Annotated in this window: 16 protein-coding genes and 1 pseudogene; 8 read left to right on the top strand and 9 right to left on the bottom strand. The window is 32.8% G+C overall.

Features of this window, described 5'->3' with window-relative positions; genetic code table 11:
* Positions 1-401, bottom strand: a pseudogene (locus Q0F04_RS05870) (hypothetical protein); the annotation flags it as partial.
* A 386-nt stretch (positions 402-787) separates the two neighbouring features.
* Here Q0F04_RS05870 and Q0F04_RS05865 point away from each other — a divergent pair.
* The 6 genes from Q0F04_RS05865 to Q0F04_RS05840 all read left to right on the top strand — a co-directional run bounded on the left by Q0F04_RS05865 (position 788) and on the right by Q0F04_RS05840 (position 5,131).
* The gene (locus Q0F04_RS05865) at positions 788-1,201 is read left to right on the top strand and encodes a DUF2798 domain-containing protein (RefSeq protein WP_295751223.1); all 414 of its coding nucleotides are present in this window, start codon (positions 788-790) and stop codon (positions 1,199-1,201) included.
* Positions 1,202-1,308: 107 nt separating this feature from the next.
* A complete protein-coding gene (locus tag Q0F04_RS05860; protein WP_217292981.1) occupies positions 1,309-1,497 on the top strand; it encodes a hypothetical protein in 189 nt (62 codons plus the stop codon).
* The gene (gene tnpA / locus Q0F04_RS05855; protein ID WP_295751220.1) at positions 1,487-1,909 is read left to right on the top strand and encodes an IS200/IS605 family transposase; all 423 of its coding nucleotides are present in this window, start codon (positions 1,487-1,489) and stop codon (positions 1,907-1,909) included. The genes Q0F04_RS05860 and tnpA overlap by 11 nt, the downstream gene beginning before the upstream one ends.
* A complete protein-coding gene (locus Q0F04_RS05850; RefSeq protein WP_295751217.1) occupies positions 1,878-3,437 on the top strand; it encodes a hypothetical protein in 1,560 nt (519 codons plus the stop codon). Before tnpA ends, Q0F04_RS05850 begins: the two co-directional genes overlap by 32 nt.
* 311 nt (positions 3,438-3,748) lie before the next feature.
* The gene (locus Q0F04_RS05845; RefSeq protein ID WP_295751215.1) at positions 3,749-4,366 is read left to right on the top strand and encodes a YggS family pyridoxal phosphate-dependent enzyme; all 618 of its coding nucleotides are present in this window, start codon (positions 3,749-3,751) and stop codon (positions 4,364-4,366) included.
* A gap of 27 nt (positions 4,367-4,393) precedes the next feature.
* The gene (locus tag Q0F04_RS05840; RefSeq protein WP_295751212.1) at positions 4,394-5,131 is read left to right on the top strand and encodes an N-acetylmuramoyl-L-alanine amidase; all 738 of its coding nucleotides are present in this window, start codon (positions 4,394-4,396) and stop codon (positions 5,129-5,131) included.
* A gap of 24 nt (positions 5,132-5,155) precedes the next feature.
* On the opposite strand, the gene Q0F04_RS05835 is transcribed toward Q0F04_RS05840, so the two are convergent.
* Genes Q0F04_RS05835 through mutS form a run of 6 tightly spaced genes read right to left on the bottom strand, consistent with a single transcriptional unit; the run spans position 5,156 to position 13,360 of the window.
* Positions 5,156-6,427 (bottom strand): hemolysin family protein, encoded by a 1,272-nt coding sequence (locus tag Q0F04_RS05835; RefSeq protein ID WP_295751209.1) that lies wholly within the window; start codon positions 6,425-6,427, stop codon positions 5,156-5,158.
* 38 nt (positions 6,428-6,465) lie between these two features.
* Entirely contained in the window at positions 6,466-7,365 is a 900-nt protein-coding gene (locus Q0F04_RS05830; RefSeq protein ID WP_117571014.1) for a diacylglycerol kinase family protein, read from the bottom strand.
* A gap of 15 nt (positions 7,366-7,380) precedes the next feature.
* Entirely contained in the window at positions 7,381-8,067 is a 687-nt protein-coding gene (locus Q0F04_RS05825) for a tRNA threonylcarbamoyladenosine dehydratase (RefSeq protein WP_117571013.1), read from the bottom strand.
* Positions 8,054-8,968 (bottom strand): tRNA (adenosine(37)-N6)-dimethylallyltransferase MiaA, encoded by a 915-nt coding sequence (gene miaA, locus Q0F04_RS05820; protein ID WP_295751204.1) that lies wholly within the window; start codon positions 8,966-8,968, stop codon positions 8,054-8,056. The genes Q0F04_RS05825 and miaA overlap by 14 nt, the downstream gene beginning before the upstream one ends.
* The gene (gene mutL, locus Q0F04_RS05815) at positions 8,961-10,787 is read right to left on the bottom strand and encodes a DNA mismatch repair endonuclease MutL (RefSeq protein WP_295751201.1); all 1,827 of its coding nucleotides are present in this window, start codon (positions 10,785-10,787) and stop codon (positions 8,961-8,963) included. The genes miaA and mutL overlap by 8 nt, the downstream gene beginning before the upstream one ends.
* Positions 10,788-10,819: 32 nt before the next feature.
* The gene (mutS, locus tag Q0F04_RS05810; RefSeq protein WP_295751199.1) at positions 10,820-13,360 is read right to left on the bottom strand and encodes a DNA mismatch repair protein MutS; all 2,541 of its coding nucleotides are present in this window, start codon (positions 13,358-13,360) and stop codon (positions 10,820-10,822) included.
* An 86-nt stretch (positions 13,361-13,446) separates the two neighbouring features.
* On the opposite strand from mutS, the gene Q0F04_RS05805 reads away from it, so the two are divergent.
* On the top strand, positions 13,447-14,685 hold the full coding sequence (locus tag Q0F04_RS05805; RefSeq protein ID WP_295751196.1) for an FtsW/RodA/SpoVE family cell cycle protein: 1,239 nt from the start codon (positions 13,447-13,449) through the stop codon (positions 14,683-14,685).
* Here Q0F04_RS05805 and Q0F04_RS05800 read toward each other — a convergent pair.
* Positions 14,669-15,442: an NAD kinase gene (locus tag Q0F04_RS05800; RefSeq protein WP_295751193.1), complete on the bottom strand. Its 774-nt coding sequence runs from the start codon at positions 15,440-15,442 to the stop codon at positions 14,669-14,671. The genes Q0F04_RS05805 and Q0F04_RS05800 overlap by 17 nt on opposite strands.
* Before the next feature lie 54 nt (positions 15,443-15,496).
* Here Q0F04_RS05800 and Q0F04_RS05795 point away from each other — a divergent pair, with 54 nt between their 5' ends.
* Positions 15,497-16,042: a CYTH domain-containing protein gene (locus Q0F04_RS05795; RefSeq protein WP_295751190.1), complete on the top strand. Its 546-nt coding sequence runs from the start codon at positions 15,497-15,499 to the stop codon at positions 16,040-16,042.
* Here the strand turns inward: Q0F04_RS05795 and Q0F04_RS05790 are convergent.
* A complete protein-coding gene (locus Q0F04_RS05790) occupies positions 16,039-16,587 on the bottom strand; it encodes a hypothetical protein (protein WP_295751187.1) in 549 nt (182 codons plus the stop codon). The two genes, Q0F04_RS05795 and Q0F04_RS05790, sit on opposite strands and share 4 nt — an antisense overlap.
* Positions 16,588-17,146 lie beyond the last annotated feature (559 nt).

Here is a 17,146-nt window from a genome sequence, read left to right as displayed (position 1 = left end):
ACATAGACAACATAGCCTTTGCGGTCATGATGTTTTGATAGTTTACTTCCACAGTAAGGACAGTAAATACCTGCTTCCTCAGACGTAGTGGTCTTAACGGTGAATGTATTTCTACAGACTTTGCACATGTATTGTCCACGACCATTGTTATCATAGATGTATTCATGAGAAGCTCCACAAATGGGACAAACAACATCAAAAGAAAAATCAGAGCGATGTTTGACTGGCTTGATTTCATTTCCGGCTTTAAGAGCTTCTTCGAGAAGCTGTTCAAAATTTAAAGACTGAACAGTCTTTTCAAATATAGGAGCTTTGTCGATTGTGAAATCCGCATAAGGAATCATACGGCCATTGGAAGAAGATTTCTGTTTCTTGATCAGCCTCTTGATTTCTTTGGCCATTAAAGGATGAAGAACATTGATATAGTCATCAAGACGCTGTAAGGAATTCTGACAATCCTGGACCAAGTTAAGGAAGTCAGTGTTGTTAATCTTACTGTTTAAAGAGTCAGGAATTGAGTCAGCCAAGATCAAAGGCTCAATCTGAGTGAAGAAAATAAAAGCAGAAGACTGAAAATGTTTAAAAAGTTCAATAAGTTGTGGTATACTTTGCACGGGATGAACACCTCTATTCTGGTTCTTGGTCGTACTTAGTATATTGTGTTCATCCCTTTTTGTATACAAAAAGGGAAACAACTTAAAGATAAATACAAATAAATCAAGGTAGTTGTATTTGTATCAAAATGTTGATTTTTGACACTACCAAGTCATTTAGGAGGGAAAAATATATGCCAAAAACAAAATTCGAGAATATTATATTCACTTTATTAATGTCTTTTTTGATGGTTTATGCCATGATTTGTTACAACATCGCTTTAAATATGGGTGGTATGTCCCATCAAGTCTTTTTGTTGGCTTTTCATGAATTGGTTATCATGTGGCCGGTTGCTTTCATTTTAGAATTTTTCTTTGTCGATAAATTAGCCCATCACTTTGCCTTTAAAGTTGTAACACCTAGCGATCGACCTTTCTTCATCACACTTGCGATTTCATTCTACATTATTTGTATCATGTGTCCTGTTATGAGTTTGATTGCGACTATCTTATTTAAAACGCCAGGTGTACAAATTATTTCTGTATGGTTTATGACTATCTTATTTAATTTTCCAATGGCTTTCTTTTGGCAAATTTGTTATATTTAAGTGGCAAAAACTCCATAACTTGCTATAGAGATGAAAGCCACTTTTTGTATTGTATAATGCGTATAAAAAATATATAATATATGTAGAAATAGTTCGGAGTTGATATCATGCCTAGACCTAGAACAAACAATGTTCAGATCAATATTGCCATTCCTGGTGAATGGAAAAAAGAGCTGGAAAACCTTGCCAGAATCTATTCGGTTGAAGAAGGTAAAACGATTACTTTTCTAGATTTGATGCGTAGAGGTATCCAGGAAAAGTATCAGTTAAAAGATGTGAATGATCATGAAGAATGAGAATTATCATCGTGCTTCTCATTGTAAGTATTTAGTTCAGTATCATATTATATGGTGTCCAAAGTTCAGATGTGATGGTATGGATGAAACCTTGAAGAAGATCCTTTCTGAAGTTTGTGATGCGTACGGATATATTATAAAAGCTTTAGAGGTCATGCCTGACCATATACATATTTTTGTAGACTGTCCTGTAACGACTGCACCTTGTGATGTTGTTCGAACATTGAAATCTATGAGTGCAATCCAATTGTTTAAGGCGTATCCGGAATTGAAGAGATTCTATGCGAGATGTGGAAAATTATGGTCAAATGGATATTTTATATCTTCTGTAGGGCATATCAGTGAAGCTGCAATCAAGAAATATATCGAGGAGCAGAAAAATGATACAACCCGAATTGAAAGCCTATCGTAGATGTTCAGATAGACATGTATTAGTATTGGAAACGAATCTGACTTATGTAGAAAAGTGTCAGATTTTTCATTATGCCGATTTGATTCGTAAGGCTGGTAATGAGCTGACTGGAATTATGAAAAAAAGATATGATCAGCTTGTTCGTACAAAAAGGTATCGCAAGCTAAAAAGTCTTTATAAGAAATATAAGGATGCCGATAATAAGAAGGCATTAAAAGATGTATGTGATCAGATGAAGGAAATGCAGAAACAGTATGATGTGACATGGGATTACTGCAGAACCTCAATGATTCCCATTGGAAAGAAATATGGAATCGATGCCGTATTTGCACTAACGAAAGCGGAGGATGTATTTCATGGAATCGAAAAATGTCTTTATTCCGATGGAGAAACGATTCATTTTAAAAAGCGTGGAGATCTTCCATGTATTCGTGCTAAACAGATCAATCGTGGAATCATAATGAAACAAATGAATTTCAAATTCAAGAATATGGAGTTTGGTGTAAATATCAAAGACCGTTATGAACAAGAGGAAGTGGATGCCATACTGTATTATTTGAAGAATGCAGAATTAATGGATTCGATAGTGGCAAATACATATAAAGAAACTGATATCTGTGTTTCAACATACAGACCTTGTTACGTGAGTCTTGTATGTAAAAAGATTCGTAGTAAGTTAAGAGTCTATGTACATATCACAATTGAAGGTTTATCTAAACCGAAACAGGATCGTTTTGGCAATTTTAAACACAGTAGAGGAAGTGGCGTTGTTGGATGTGATATTGGAACACAGACGATTGCGTATACAACAGAAACCAAAGCTGGTTTAAAGAATCTTGCAGAAAGAGGAAGCTCAATTGAAGTCAATGAACGAAAAGAAAGACGGATCTATCGTGCAATGGACAGAAGCCGTAGAGCAACGAATCCAGACAACTACAATGAGGATGGAACTATCAAAAAAGGAAAGAAGAAGTGGACATACTCGAATCGCTATAAGAAATTGAGAACGAAACATACAGAGTTGTGCAGAATTAATGCGACCAATCGACATTTAGCTATCAATGAAGATGTAAATGATTTAAGAAGCTTAGGTGATATCTTTGTGACAGAGCCAAAGAATGCCAAGAAACTGCAAAAGCGTGCTAAAACTGGAAAGCGAAAGAAAAGATATGGAAGATCTATAAAAAATAGATGTCCAGGCTATTTTCAGAGTCAGGCTAAAAGAAAGTTCAGAATCTATGTTGAAGTGCCAAATGATTATAAGGCAAGTCAATATGATCATACGAGTGATGAATACGTCAAAAAATCATTGTCACAAAGAATGTATAAACTGCAAGATGGAACAATGGTACAAAGAGATTTATATTCGTCCTTTCTTTTGTACTGCATTGATCTAAATACAAACAAAATCGATAAGAACAAGTGTATTCATGAATTTGAGAAACAGTATAAAAATCAAAATGAAACGATAGAATATATCCAGATGAATCAGATCAAAGTCATGAACAGTGGAATAAGAGTAAATTAAATACATGTTAAATTGGGAGATTGACTATGCTTCCATGTAGAGATACAGAAAACAATCGCTAATGTGCTAAATGTAGTGCTTGATTGTAGAGTTCACTGCTCCAACAGAAAGACAGGAATCCAAAGTTTGAAAATAATGTACGATTGCTGCATAATGTTGTCAGTTCAGAACCCTCACTGCTTGCGGTGAGGAGTAGTCAGTGTGGGCCATGTGTGAGATGGCTATTTGGAAAGCTATTTAACTAGAAGCAAATGTTGCTTCTTTTTTTTCTTCGTCTATAATTAGATTGATATTGAAAGGACTGTTTTAATATGAATAAAGAATTAATTGAAGAACTAAAAGCACAGGATTTTAATGTGGTAGCTGTATCTAAAACGCGTACAAAAGAAGAAATTGATGAAGTTGCAAAAATGGGTCTAACTACTTTTGGAGAAAATCGTGTACAGGAATTTATAGATAAGTATGATCCAAAATATACTTGGCATATTATTGGGCATCTACAAACAAACAAAGTGAAGTATATTATTGGAAAGGTCGATGTGATTGAAAGCTTGGATTCATTGAAACTGGCTGAAGAGATTGAAAAACAAGCCAACAAACATGACATCATACAAAAGGTATTGGTAGAACTAAAGATTTCAGAAGATCCAAACAAAACGGGATATCCTTTTAAGGATGCGAAAAACTTTATTTCTCAATTGCAAGAATTTAAACATATTCAAATTAAAGGAATTATGTGTGTTGCTTCAAAAACAGACGATCAAGCGTTAGTTGAGTCTGAATTTGAACAGATGCATGCCCTTTATTTAGAGCTAAAAGAACAATATCCAGATATGGACACTTTATCAATGGGTATGTCTCAAGATTATAAGTTAGCTGTTAAGCATGGTTCAAATACAGTTCGAATTGGACATGCAATTTTTGAATAATTTTTTAAACAGTGCTATACTAATCCCATGCAAAATTCACAGAAGAGAAAGTTGAAACCACAAAACCTACTTATTGTTTTGGCATGTGTATGTTTGGTTATAGGTACTTTCACAGTTTTGTTGTCAAACCATTCAAATTCAAATTCAGATTCAAAAACAAAAACAGTCAATAAACATTACGAAACGATTGCGACTGTCATGATTGATGCTGGACATGGTGGTTATGATGGAGGAACCGTTGCAGAGGATGGTACTACCGAAAAAGATTTAACTTTGGCTTTGGCTTTAGAAACAGGTAAACAGCTAGAAGAACTAAATCCAGAAATCAAGGTTATCTATACTCGTACCAGTGATAAAGTAACTTGGCCAGAAGATGAATCCGAGGATTTAAAAGCAAGAGTTGAGATGGCTAAAAAAGAAAAAGCCGATTATTTCTTCTCCTTCCATATCAATTCAAATGAAGATCCTACTTGTTCTGGATATGTTTCTTATATTCGTCAAGACGATCAAGCAAGTGAACAAATCACAGAATATATATCTAAAAACTTATCTGATTTAGAATGGACACATGATCGTGGTACTCTTACAACCGAATTTTATCCTCTACATGTAGTTGATGAACAAAAAATCCCAGCCATCTTATTTGAAGCTGGTTTTAGTACGAATGCCAAGGAAATTCAAAAGCTTGAAAATCCAACAAATCAAAAGAAGGTTGCGAAAGCAATTGCGAAAGCTTTCAACAAATATATTACTGAAAACAAATAAAGGATGTTTACTACTACAATGTAGTTAAACATCCTTTTTTGTTAATGAATCAGGTAAGATCAATCGTACAGATTCTATACGGTTTTTTTCTACCTTTAAGACTTTAATGCGAATTCCATTTGGTAAAGTCGTTTCATCATTTGTCTGTGGTAAACGACCTAAGGCATCAATGACCAATCCTCCAATGGAATCGAAGTCTTCACTATCTAAATCTAAGTCTAAATAGTCATTTAAATCATGTAAGCTTAAATATCCTTTTACATCATATGTTTGATTATTTAATTTGACAATATTTTCTTCTTCATGTGCATCATACTCATCTTGAACATCTCCTACGATCTCTTCAATGATATCTTCTAGAGTAACGATACCTGAGAATTCTCCATATTCATCCATGACTATCGCAAGGTTAAATGTGGATTGTTTCATTTCAATCAATAATTCGGATACTTTTTTATTTTCATATGTGAACTTTGGTTTACGTAAAATCTTTTGCATATCAAAATGCGAAAAATCATCATACATCAATAAGTCTTTCATATTGACAATACCAATAATATTATCAATTTTATCTTGATAGATTGGAATACGCGTAAACTTTTCTTCTCTAAATATCTCCAATAAGTCTTTATATGTACTATCCACTTCTGCCATCACAACATGTACACGAGGCACCATAACATCTTTAGCTTTGGCATCCCCCAAATCAAACACCTTATTGATCATATCTTTTTCATCTTCTTCAATGACACCTTCTTCGTGAGAAACATCTACAATTGTACGCAACTCACTTTCAGTCATAGATATATTTTTGTTTGAATCTTTTATTCCCATTAATTTTAGTATGCCTGAACTAAATAAATTCACAAACCAAATAACTGGTGTTAATATTTTCATCAAAAAAGAAATTGCAGGTGCATACGCAATCGCAAGATTATCTGCATTGATCGTAGCCCATGTTTTTGGTGTGATTTCTCCAAACACTAAAATCAAAAAAGTGATAATAAATGTTGCGATACTTACAGCTGCTCCACCAAAAGAATAAGCAATCAATGAAGCAATACTAGCGGCTGAAGTATTGACTAAGTTATTACCAATCAATATAGCACTTAGCATTTTTGATTGATTTTCTAATATTCTTAAAGCTAATGATGCTTTTTTATTTCCTTCTTCTTCCAAAGTTCTCAAGCGAATCTTACTAACTGAAACCATCGCTGTTTCAGCTGAAGAAAAGAAGCCTGATAAAGCTAATAAAATAACTAATTCAAGGATTTGTATCCATAAATCCGAGTCCATTTTCCACACTCCCTATATTTTTGAATATTGTATCATACTCATGATATTCTAGGAAGGGCAAGTCGAATTGCCTTCTCTACAATTTCGATTGTTGGATTTTTAAATCCTTTTACTTCTCCATCCATATTCGCATAAATAATTTCATTTTCTGTATCTAAATGAACTGTTTTAGCTTGATACATCGTAACTAAATCTTTGTATTGAATGTGATTTCCTTCTTGGTATTTTTTTGCCAATCGAACTATTTGATGTCTCTTTACATCTGAAATCAAACAAACATCCATCCAGCCATCATCAATATTGGCATCTGGACATGGTTTAAATCCTCCACCATAGTATTTTCCATTCGCAAACACAAGAAATCCATATTTCCCTTTTGGCAATCTTTTAGTATCGATTTGAATTTGATAATCTTGACCAATTGGTTTTCTCAAACTAATCAAAGCAGACAATGCGTATGGAATAATACCTTCTGTAGGCATTTTTTTCTTTAATTCGTTTACTTGTTTTGCGACTTCAACATCAAATCCAAAAGAAACTGTATTTATTGAATATTCTCCATTCACTTTAATCAAATCACAGTCCATGTATTCTGGATTTGAATAATTTGCAAGATTTAAAAAATCTTCTCGTTTTAAATCTTCAAAATATTTCACAAAATCATTTCCCGTTCCAATTGGAATCACAGAAATAGTCACATTTTCTTTTTCAGCACATCCATTAATGACTTCGTGCAAAGTGCCATCCCCACCACATACATATAAATGCACAGGTTCATTGGATAGAGCATACTTTTTTGCGATAAAAGTCGCGTGTTCAGGACCTTTTGTTTTTTCGATGATGATACGTTTTCCTTGAAAATGCTCTTTGATTTCTTGTATTAATTCATATTGACTGTTCTTCCCTGATTTGGGATTTACAATAAATACATCCTTCATATAATCATTACCTCTTTAAGCCTCAATCAATCTTTGTACACACGTACTTGCGAGAAGTAAACCGGCACTGGCCGGAACAAAAATAGCACTAGGCAATGGTTGTCCTGATTCTACTGGAATCGGTTGTTCTAAAGATGCCACCACCCAGATCTTATTGCGTATACGATTTTTTCTCTTCCATTGACGAATCTGTTTAGCCATTGGATCATAACTAGTTTTTTCTACTTCTGTAACTACTAATTTTGTAGGATCTTTACGTCTTGCCATTCCCATACTTGATAAAAATGGTATGTTTCGATCAATACATGCTTGCATCAAATCCTTTTTACTTTGAATTGAATCAATGCAGTCTACGACAAAATCAATGGGTTGTGAAAATATTTCATCATTTTTTGTTTGATCATAAAAACAGGCATATGTATCTACAATACAATTTGGATTTAATGTACTAATTCTTTTCTTTAGCACATCCACCTTGACTTCATTTACTGTATCTAAGGTCGCTACTAATTGTCGGTTGATATTACTTGGTTCCACACAATCTTTGTCTATAAGAATTAAATGACCAATTCCGGTTCTTGCTAAAGCTTCTACACAAAAAGAACCGACTCCTCCAACTCCAACAACAAGGACTGTCTTATCATTGAGTGTTTGTAGTGCTTCTTTTCCTAGCAACAATTCACTTCTCTCATTTGTCTTCATCCATCAACCATTCCTTTACTGCACTATATATTTCATCTCTATTCTGCGCTTCAAACCAATGTACAGGCATCTGATTCTTAAACCATGTATATTGTCTTTTCGCATATTGTCTAGAATGTGTTTTTATAGCTGTCTTTACTTCATCGATACTTTTTTCTTTTAAGAAATAATCCTTAAATTCTTTATAGCCAATTCCTTGAAAGCTTGTATATTCCCATGTTTCTGGGTTTATAAACAAATCTTCCACTTCTTTGACCAAACCATTTTCGAACATAATATCTACTCTTTTATTGATTCGATCATGTAAAATGTCTCGATCTACATCTAATCCTAAAAAATACACATCATATAATGGAATATGTTGTTGTTTGTCCTCTTGTTCCGATTTTGATGTACCACTATGACAAATTTGCAGAGCACGAATCAATCGTTTGCGATTGTTTGGATGAATTTTTTCGAGAGCTTTTTCATCTTGTTCTTTTAACATTTCAACCAATTCTTCATTCGTTTTCGAATTTAAAAAATTTGTATAAGTAACATCTTCTTGTTCTTCTTGAAATTCATAGTCATACAATGCAGCTTTTAAATAAAGACCTGTTCCACCACATAAAATAGGAAACTTTCCTCTTTTTACAACATCTTCGATAGCCGTACGGCATTTTTCTTGGAACACCTTTACATTGTAAGGTTCATCATAATTTTGAACATCAATCAACTCATGATGTATACCTTGCATTTCTTCTTGTGTTACTTTGGCCGTGCCAATATCCATTTTTTTATACACTTGCATACTGTCACAAGAAATGATTTCTCCATCTAATTGTTTGGCCAACCATACGGAAAGACTTGTTTTTCCAATCCCAGTTGGACCTACAATTGCTAATACTTTCTGTTTATCCACGTTCAAATTCCTTTCTCAATTCATTATCACTCATCACAATGACGGTTGGTCTTCCATGAGGACAATGATATGGTTGTTTACACTTTTGTAAATCTAAAATAACCTGCTTCATTTCCTGCATAGATAATGGTCGATTAAAACGAATTGAACTGTGACATGCCATAGTCGCAATCATATGTTTTCTTAGTTTTGCCATATCTACATCTTGATTCTCCACAAAATAATCTAATAAATCTTGTAAGAATTGTTTTTGATCCACATCATGAAACCACAATGGTATTTCACGAAGAATCAATTGATCTGTTCCAAATGGTTCAAATTCAATCCCAAAGAATGATGTTTTTTCATTGATTGTCATATATTGAGCCAATACGTTACTTGAAACATCCAATTGGATAGGAACCATAAGCGGTTGTTTGTTCGTACATTGAACTAATAATTTTTCGTTTAACTGCTCATAATGATATCTTTCCTGAGCAGCATGCTGATCCACAATAACCAAGCCTTCTTCATTACTGCATAAAATATAGGAATCATGCAATTGTGCTAATACTTGAAGGTGCAAAAAGAATTCTGGACCTTTATCATTTTTATCGTCCTTAGGAATTGGATATGAGATTGGTTCTTCCTGTATTTTTATTTCAGGAGCTGGTTTTTCTTCATATACCTGTATCTGCTCCGCTTTTTCTTTGATCACTACTGGATTATAATTTTTAAAACTCTGTTCAATTGTTTTATTCTCTTTTAGCTGTTGCTTAATAGGATATGAATATTGTATTTCTGGCTGTTCAAATACAACGCTTTTCTTTTCTGGCTTACTTACCGCTACTGTTTTTAAAGAAGCATTTAAAGCATCTTGAATTGTTGTTTTAATTAAATCAAGCATTTCGCCTTGTTTTGACAAACGAACCTCCCATTTATTAGGGTGTACGTTTACATCTACCAATTGTGTGTCTGAATCCATTTGTAAAACAACGATTGGAAAACGATTTGGCGGCATATAATCACTATACGCATCTAGTATCGCTTTTTGGATTGCGACACTGCGAATCAATCTTGTATTTAAAGTTAAAAACATAAAATATTTTGTAGCTCGATTGATTTTTGGTTGGATTGCATATCCATGTATATGAAAATCTTCGTTGTTCCCTTCAAATGGAATCGCATTCTGAGCTACTTCTTTGCCATACATTTGGTATAGAATTTCTTGGATATTTCCATTGCCACTTGTTTGAAATACAACTCTTCCATCATGAGAAAGTTGAAAACGAATCTGTGGATGGGATAATGCCATTTTATTCATTAAATCGGCAATTACAGAAAATTCATAAGAAGTGCTCTTTAAATGTTTGAATCGTGCGGGTGTTTTAACAAATAATCCAGAAACATCTAATTTTGTTCCTCGCGGACAATTACAAGGTTCATCTACATCCAAACTTCCATAGTTATATCTTAATAAAGTACCTTCTTCACCATTACTCGTCTGCAATTCAACTTGGGCAACAGAAGCAATACTTGGTAAAGCTTCCCCTCTAAATCCCATAGTCTGAATATTGAATAATTCTTCTTCTGAATGCATTTTACTTGTGGCATGCCGCATAAAAGCTAAATGTGCATCTTCATGATCCATTCCACAGCCATCATCTGTAATCACAATTCGTTCAATACCACCTTGGTATACTTCAACTTCTATGACTGTAGCACCTGCATCAATACTGTTTTCAACGCATTCCTTTACAATTCCAGCCGGTCTTTCTACGACTTCACCAGCTGCAATCATATTTGTCAAGTGTTCACTTAACACATGTATCTTAGCCATACTTCACACCTCCATTCATATGAAATTCATATCTATGATTCGATTTTTTCACTTAATTTTTTTAATTCATAAAGACAATCTAGAGCATCTCTAGGAGTCATTGAGTCAATATCTAATTCTTGTAGTTGTTGTAAAAGTTGTGATTTTTCTGGTTGAACTTGGTCCATCACAAATAAACTTGGTTGATAATTTTGATTGTTATCTTGATTTTCAAGATTTAATAAAAGTTGTGAAGCTCTGTCTAAAACCACCTTTGGTAAATGCGCAAGTTTAGCAACATTGATACCATAAGATTTATCGGCTTTTCCTTCGATAACACGATATCTAAATTCAATCTCATTTTTCTCTTCACGAACATCAACATGTACATTGCGCATCGATTGATGTTCTTCTGCCAATTCCGTTAATTCATGATAGTGTGTCGAAAATAATGTTTTTGATCCGATTGCTTCATCAATATATTCAAGCATCGCCTGAGCAAGAGCCATACCATCATAAGTTGCAGTTCCACGTCCAATTTCATCAAATAAAATCAAGGAATGTTTTGTAGCATAACGTAAAGCTGTATTGGCTTCCATCATTTCCACCATGAATGTACTTTTTCCTGTCAATATATCATCCGATGCGCCGATTCTCGTAAAGATTCGATCAAAAATTGGAAGTTGTGCTGTTTTAGCTGGAATAAAACTTCCCATTTGTGCCATAACTACAAGTAAGGCATTTTGTCGCATATATGTAGATTTACCACCCATGTTTGGTCCAGTAATCAATTGTATATGTTCTTCTTCTGACATTTTCCAATCATTTGAAACATATCTCTTCTTTTTCATACGATCATCCAAAATTGGGTGCTTACCCTCTACCACATTAACATTGTAACCCGGATGGAAAACTGGACATACATATCCTTTTTCACTGGCAAGAATTGCCAAAGATACAAGGACATCAATTGTAGATAATGCTTGTGCACATGCATGCAAATCAAATAAATCTCTTTTGATTCGCATCAATAAATCATTAAACAAACTTTGTTCTAGTTTTACCTTTGTCTCTTGTGCATGTAAAATTTGTTCTTCTCTTTCTTTTAATTCTTGTGTAATGAATCGTGTCGCATTTGCAAGTGTTTGTTTCGGGTGATACCCAAATTCTTCTTTAATATTATCTAAATTTCCATTACGAACTTCAATATAATATCCAAATACACGGTTATATCCTACTTTTAATGATTTAACCCCTGTTCTTTCACGTTCTTTCGCTTCTAATTCCAAGATAAAATCTTTTCCTTGTTTCGCTATTTTTCGAACTTCATCCAATTCTTGATTGTATCCATCATTAAAGACTCCACCTTCTTTTAGTGTTAATGGTGGATTTTCTATAATCGCATTTTTTATTTCATTATATAATTCTTGGCAGTCTGGAACTTCATTAAATTCTGGATATGAATTCAAAGAAGAAGCTAAATCTAAAATAGGTCTGGCGTGTTCTAATGTTGCTACTAGTTGAAGTACATCTCTAGGACTTGCATTCCCATAAGCCATACGGCTCGCAAGTCTTTCCATATCATATACATATACTAAATGTTCTTTTAGATTCTCTCTTAACATGAAGTTTTCTTTTAAATCTTTAACCGCAGCCTGCCTTTTAGCTATCTTTTCCGCATCAATCAATGGGTATTCAATCCATCTTTTTAACATTCTTGAGCCCATGGCACTTTGACATTTATCCATAAAAGACCATAGACTTTCTGCCTTTGCATTCGTTGATTGACTTGAAACCAACTCCAAATGATTCTTCGTTTCATAATCCATAACGAGCACTTTATCTTTATCCATAGATTCTATTGGTAAAAAATGATCAATATGTTGTTTTTGTGTGTCTTTTAAATAGGCCATTAAAAGTGCAAACGCCTCTTTTAAGGATTCAGATTCGATTCCATTTAATAAAGGTAGATCCTCCGAATCAATATTGGCCTTTTTATGCTTTGAAATGACCATCGCATCCATTTCTTCTAGGGCAGCCATCCATTTTTTATCCATTGTCATCGGACAAACAAGTTCACTAACATTTTGTTCTAACAACGCTTTTTGTAGCGACACTAAAGATCTTTGTAGCGTTTGATACTTCAACTCGCCGGTACTTAATTCACAATAGATGACTGTAATTTCAAAACTTGAAATTTCACAAGATGCCATATAGTTTGTTGACTTGGCATCCATTGTTGCATCCATGTAAGTACCTGGTGTAATTATTTTAATAATCCCTCGATCCACCAATCCTTTTGCGCTAGACGGATCTTCCAATTGTTCGCAAATAGCCACTTTATAGCCTTTTTTGACTAATCTTTGAATATATGAATTTGCTGCATGAAAAGGGACACCACACATAGGCACCTTTTCTTCAACGCCTGCACTTCTTCCTGTTAATACTAAATCTAATTCTTGTGAAACCAATTTTGCGTCTTCAAAAAACATTTCATAAAAATCACCTAAACGATAAAATAAAATCGCATCTGGATTTTCTTCTTTCATTTTTAAATAGTGTTGCATCATTGGTGTATATTTTTTTTCTGCCATAAATCATCATCCTAACATGTCTATTATACCAAAATTTCTTAATAATTATGTTATAATTAAAAATACTGAATAAGGAGGTTTTGTCAATGAAACAAACAATTCAATGGAAAAACAAATCCATCCAAATTGACATTGGTTTGATTCTAATTCTTATCCTTTTTGGTATGACAAGTTGTTTTGCGTTATACAATTCTTTTAACTTAATAAAATCCGGAAGTGGAAGTTCCTATTTATATCGTCAGTTGTTTTGGTTTGTTGTAGGGTTTATCGCCATGTTTTTTCTTTCTATTCTTCAAAACAAAAAAATATATTCATATATGGATACAGCCTATAAAATTCTAATGCTGTGTCTTGTTTATTTATTTTTTTCTCGTATGTTATTTAACTTTGTTGGAATTTCACTACCTTTCGCAAGTGAAGTCAATGGTGCCATTTCATGGTTTCAGCTGCCTTTAATCGGTAGTTTTCAGCCAAGTGAATTTATTAAAATCGTTTTAATTGTTTTGATCTCACAAATTATTGTTGATCATCAAAAGGCACATCCAAACCCAACACATAAAGATGACTTAATGTTGTTGTTGGAAATCGCAAAAATATTATTCCCTCCATTGTTTTTGATTATGATGCAGCCGGATACTGGTGTTTGTATTATCATCGTATTCAATATTTTCGTTTTAGTATGTTGCAGCGGTATTCGTAAAGAGTATATTATTGGAATTTTTGCCTTTGTGGTTATTGTAGTAGGAACATTCTTATTCTTATATTTTGAATATCCTAATATTCTTGCTTCATTCATATCTTCATATAAACTACAAAGAATTGATGCGTGGTTAGAACCAGAAAGCAACATTCGAGGTAGTTCAAACCAGTTGTATACTGCATTATTGTCATTAGGTAGTGCCGGATTAACTGGATATGGGTTACAGGCAAATATCATTTCTATTCCAGAAGCACATACCGATTTCATTTTTGCTGCTTTTGGACAATGTTTTGGCTTTATTGGAACCACATTTATCTTATTATTATGTTTATTATTAGATATTTATTTATGTAAAATAGCTTATGCAACAAAAAATAAAAAAGATCGATTTGTTGTAATAGGGATTATCGCAATGCTATTATATCAGCAACTACAAAATACAGGAATGATTGTTGGATTACTTCCAATCACAGGTATCACATTACCATTGATTTCTTATGGAGGAAGTAGTATTCTTTCTTACTTTATTTCATTCGCAATCATTTTAAATATTTCACCGGCAGCAAAAAGAACGATTCGTTTGAATCGTTCAAAAAGACGTAAGTTAATTAATATAAATTCTTAAGTCGTGTCAAATAAGAATAAGTACGGTATCTCGCAAATCGTACTTTTTTTGTACTCGAATGTATGATTATTTCAGAAATAGATTCTAAATCCCTTTCTAAGTGATCATAACATACATGTGCATAGGCAAGCGTATCTCCTCTAACTCCTATTTTTCGCGTATCATTCATAATATATGGGTTTTTTAAAGAGTGATGATTCTTATGTGAGATAGGCATAATTTCACAAAGCTGTAAAACCTTTAGCCCTGGATCCACAACTGCTCCTTTAAGTGCTCTATTTACAGCAGTAGAACCAGATTGGGTACTCACACAAATACCTGAGCCTTGACTGCTTTCAAAAAACTCATCATCTATCGAAATATCTAGCACTAATGTTTTAGCTAAACTCTCAATACGAACCTCATTTAATGCATATAATGTTTCGTTGACTTGAGGAAGGTCCATTTGAAGTAAATTAAACTCTTCAATTTTTGGTTGATTATGTTTTAAATCATAGACCAAATGATCCACTTCATCTTGTGTATAATCAGTAAAAAAGCCTAAATTACCAGTATGTATCGCAACAAACTGAATTTCATCCAATCTTTCTATATATGTATGAATTGCTCTTAATAAGGTGCCATCCCCTCCAACAGAAAAAATAACTTCAGATTTTTCTTCATCATATTCCCATCCAATGGCAATACATTTTTTCTTTAGAGTTTCTGCAACTCTTTTTGAGTTGTCATCTCCTCTGTCTACTAAACTGAATCGCATCAAATCACTTCCTCTTTTGTTGAATCTATTGTAACATATTTATGGGTGATATGAATGTATGATAACATTGAAAGAGAATTGAAATTATTGGTTGATGAAAAAGTATATAATGAATTGCTTCATTCATATGATTTTCATAATCCAATAACACAGACAAACACATACTTTGATACAGATAATCAAGATGTAAAAAAACAACATGGTGCAGTACGAATCCGAACAATTCAAGATAAAAAGATATTCACATTAAAAATCAGAAAAGATGAATATACACACTATGAATTTGAAAAAGAAATTACGACTGAAAATATAAATGATATTGATGATCCAGAAATATTAAATTGGTTTGATCAATATCAAATTCCTAAAAATTTACATCCAACAGCAAGTTTTACTACCTTAAGAAATGTATATGAATTCGAAAACGGAGAATTATGTTTAGATAAGACAGACTACAAAAATCATACAGATTATGAAATAGAATATGAATACACTTCCGATCATGATGGAATCCATTTTTTTAATTCCATCTTAGAAAAGTATGGGTTAAAATGGGCAAAAAATTGCCCTAGCAAAATTGCTAGAGCATTAAATGATTAAAATTTATGTGTTAAACGATAAAAGAAGGATTTAGAATTATATTCTACTTCTTTTTTCTTATAATTTTCAATTTCTTCTTTATTCTTATTATAAAGTTCTTCTACTTCTTTTAATTTCTGATTTTCAGATTCTAATTCAGAAATTTTCTCATCTTTCGTCTGTGTCTCTAATAGGAAAGTCTGTTTACTCTTTTCGATTTCTAATTTAAGCTTTTCTTGATATAATTGTTCGATCTGAGCTTGTGCCTTCTCTTTTTCTTCTATAATAGCTTTTAACTTTTCATTTTCAAATCGAAGTTCCATTTCAACTGTAGATAATTCATGTTTTTCTTTCCTAAAATAAGTAGATAATCTTTCAACGCCTTCTGCCTTGATTGTAATACGTCGAGTAGCTGGGTTTTTATATTTCCAATCTTTATCTGGATTATCTTTTACCAATTTTGCGATTGCTTTATCTACTGTATTTCTTGATTTGTTGAAATGTTGGCATATCTGCGCAATATCCATATCATAATATACGTCAATTGCTGATGCTTCTTCAGGCATATTCATGTCCCCTTCCTATGAAATTCATAATAATAATCTAACGAGTCACGATAAGTCTATCATAGTTTTGTCAAGAATGCTATACCTATATATGAATTTCCTATATTATTTATTGCTTTTTAAAACACCATTTATTTTTTCATATCTTTCTTACATGAACCGTCATATTAATTCATCTATTCAAATCACATTTAATTTCATGTCTCTTATTTTCATATCTATATCACATGAATTAAAATTTCATGTTCATATCCATATTTCACGATTCATATGATTTTAAATGATGGTAAATTTCATTCATATGATTTATTTTATATTATTTTTGAGTTCATATGAAAAATTATCACGCATTTTGAAAATCATATTTATGTTCATATATTTGATTTTTTATATTATCATTTTCACATGAATTGGATTTATAAAATTTTAAGTATGAATATTCATAATTAATTCATATGAATGCTCATAATCAATGTTCAGTAGTTTTTCTTCCTCCATGTGATAATTGTATGAATAAGCCGTATTTACAGCATATTTAAATATTGTTATATAATTTTAC

This window comes from uncultured Holdemanella sp. (assembly GCF_934772795.1).
Classification (GTDB): Bacteria; Bacillota_I; Bacilli_A; order Erysipelotrichales; family Erysipelotrichaceae; genus Holdemanella.
This window is presented reverse-complemented; position numbering and strand designations above follow the sequence as displayed.

Coding starts and splice junctions, on each gene's coding strand:
- Q0F04_RS05850 (WP_295751217.1), top strand. CDS start 1,878: ATGATACAACCCGAATTGAAAGCCTATCGTAGATGTTCAGATAGACAT.
- Q0F04_RS05790 (WP_295751187.1), bottom strand. CDS start 16,587: ATGCCTGAAGAAGCATCAGCAATTGACGTATATTATGATATGGATATT.
- Q0F04_RS05795 (WP_295751190.1), top strand. CDS start 15,497: ATGTATGATAACATTGAAAGAGAATTGAAATTATTGGTTGATGAAAAA.
- tnpA (WP_295751220.1), top strand. CDS start 1,487: ATGAAGAATGAGAATTATCATCGTGCTTCTCATTGTAAGTATTTAGTT.
- Q0F04_RS05805 (WP_295751196.1), top strand. CDS start 13,447: ATGAAACAAACAATTCAATGGAAAAACAAATCCATCCAAATTGACATT.
- mutS (WP_295751199.1), bottom strand. CDS start 13,360: ATGGCAGAAAAAAAATATACACCAATGATGCAACACTATTTAAAAATG.
- Q0F04_RS05865 (WP_295751223.1), top strand. CDS start 788: ATGCCAAAAACAAAATTCGAGAATATTATATTCACTTTATTAATGTCT.
- Q0F04_RS05840 (WP_295751212.1), top strand. CDS start 4,394: ATGCAAAATTCACAGAAGAGAAAGTTGAAACCACAAAACCTACTTATT.
- Q0F04_RS05860 (WP_217292981.1), top strand. CDS start 1,309: ATGCCTAGACCTAGAACAAACAATGTTCAGATCAATATTGCCATTCCT.
- Q0F04_RS05830 (WP_117571014.1), bottom strand. CDS start 7,365: ATGAAGGATGTATTTATTGTAAATCCCAAATCAGGGAAGAACAGTCAA.
- Q0F04_RS05825 (WP_117571013.1), bottom strand. CDS start 8,067: ATGAAGACAAATGAGAGAAGTGAATTGTTGCTAGGAAAAGAAGCACTA.
- Q0F04_RS05800 (WP_295751193.1), bottom strand. CDS start 15,442: ATGCGATTCAGTTTAGTAGACAGAGGAGATGACAACTCAAAAAGAGTT.
- Q0F04_RS05845 (WP_295751215.1), top strand. CDS start 3,749: ATGAATAAAGAATTAATTGAAGAACTAAAAGCACAGGATTTTAATGTG.
- mutL (WP_295751201.1), bottom strand. CDS start 10,787: ATGGCTAAGATACATGTGTTAAGTGAACACTTGACAAATATGATTGCA.
- Q0F04_RS05835 (WP_295751209.1), bottom strand. CDS start 6,427: ATGGACTCGGATTTATGGATACAAATCCTTGAATTAGTTATTTTATTA.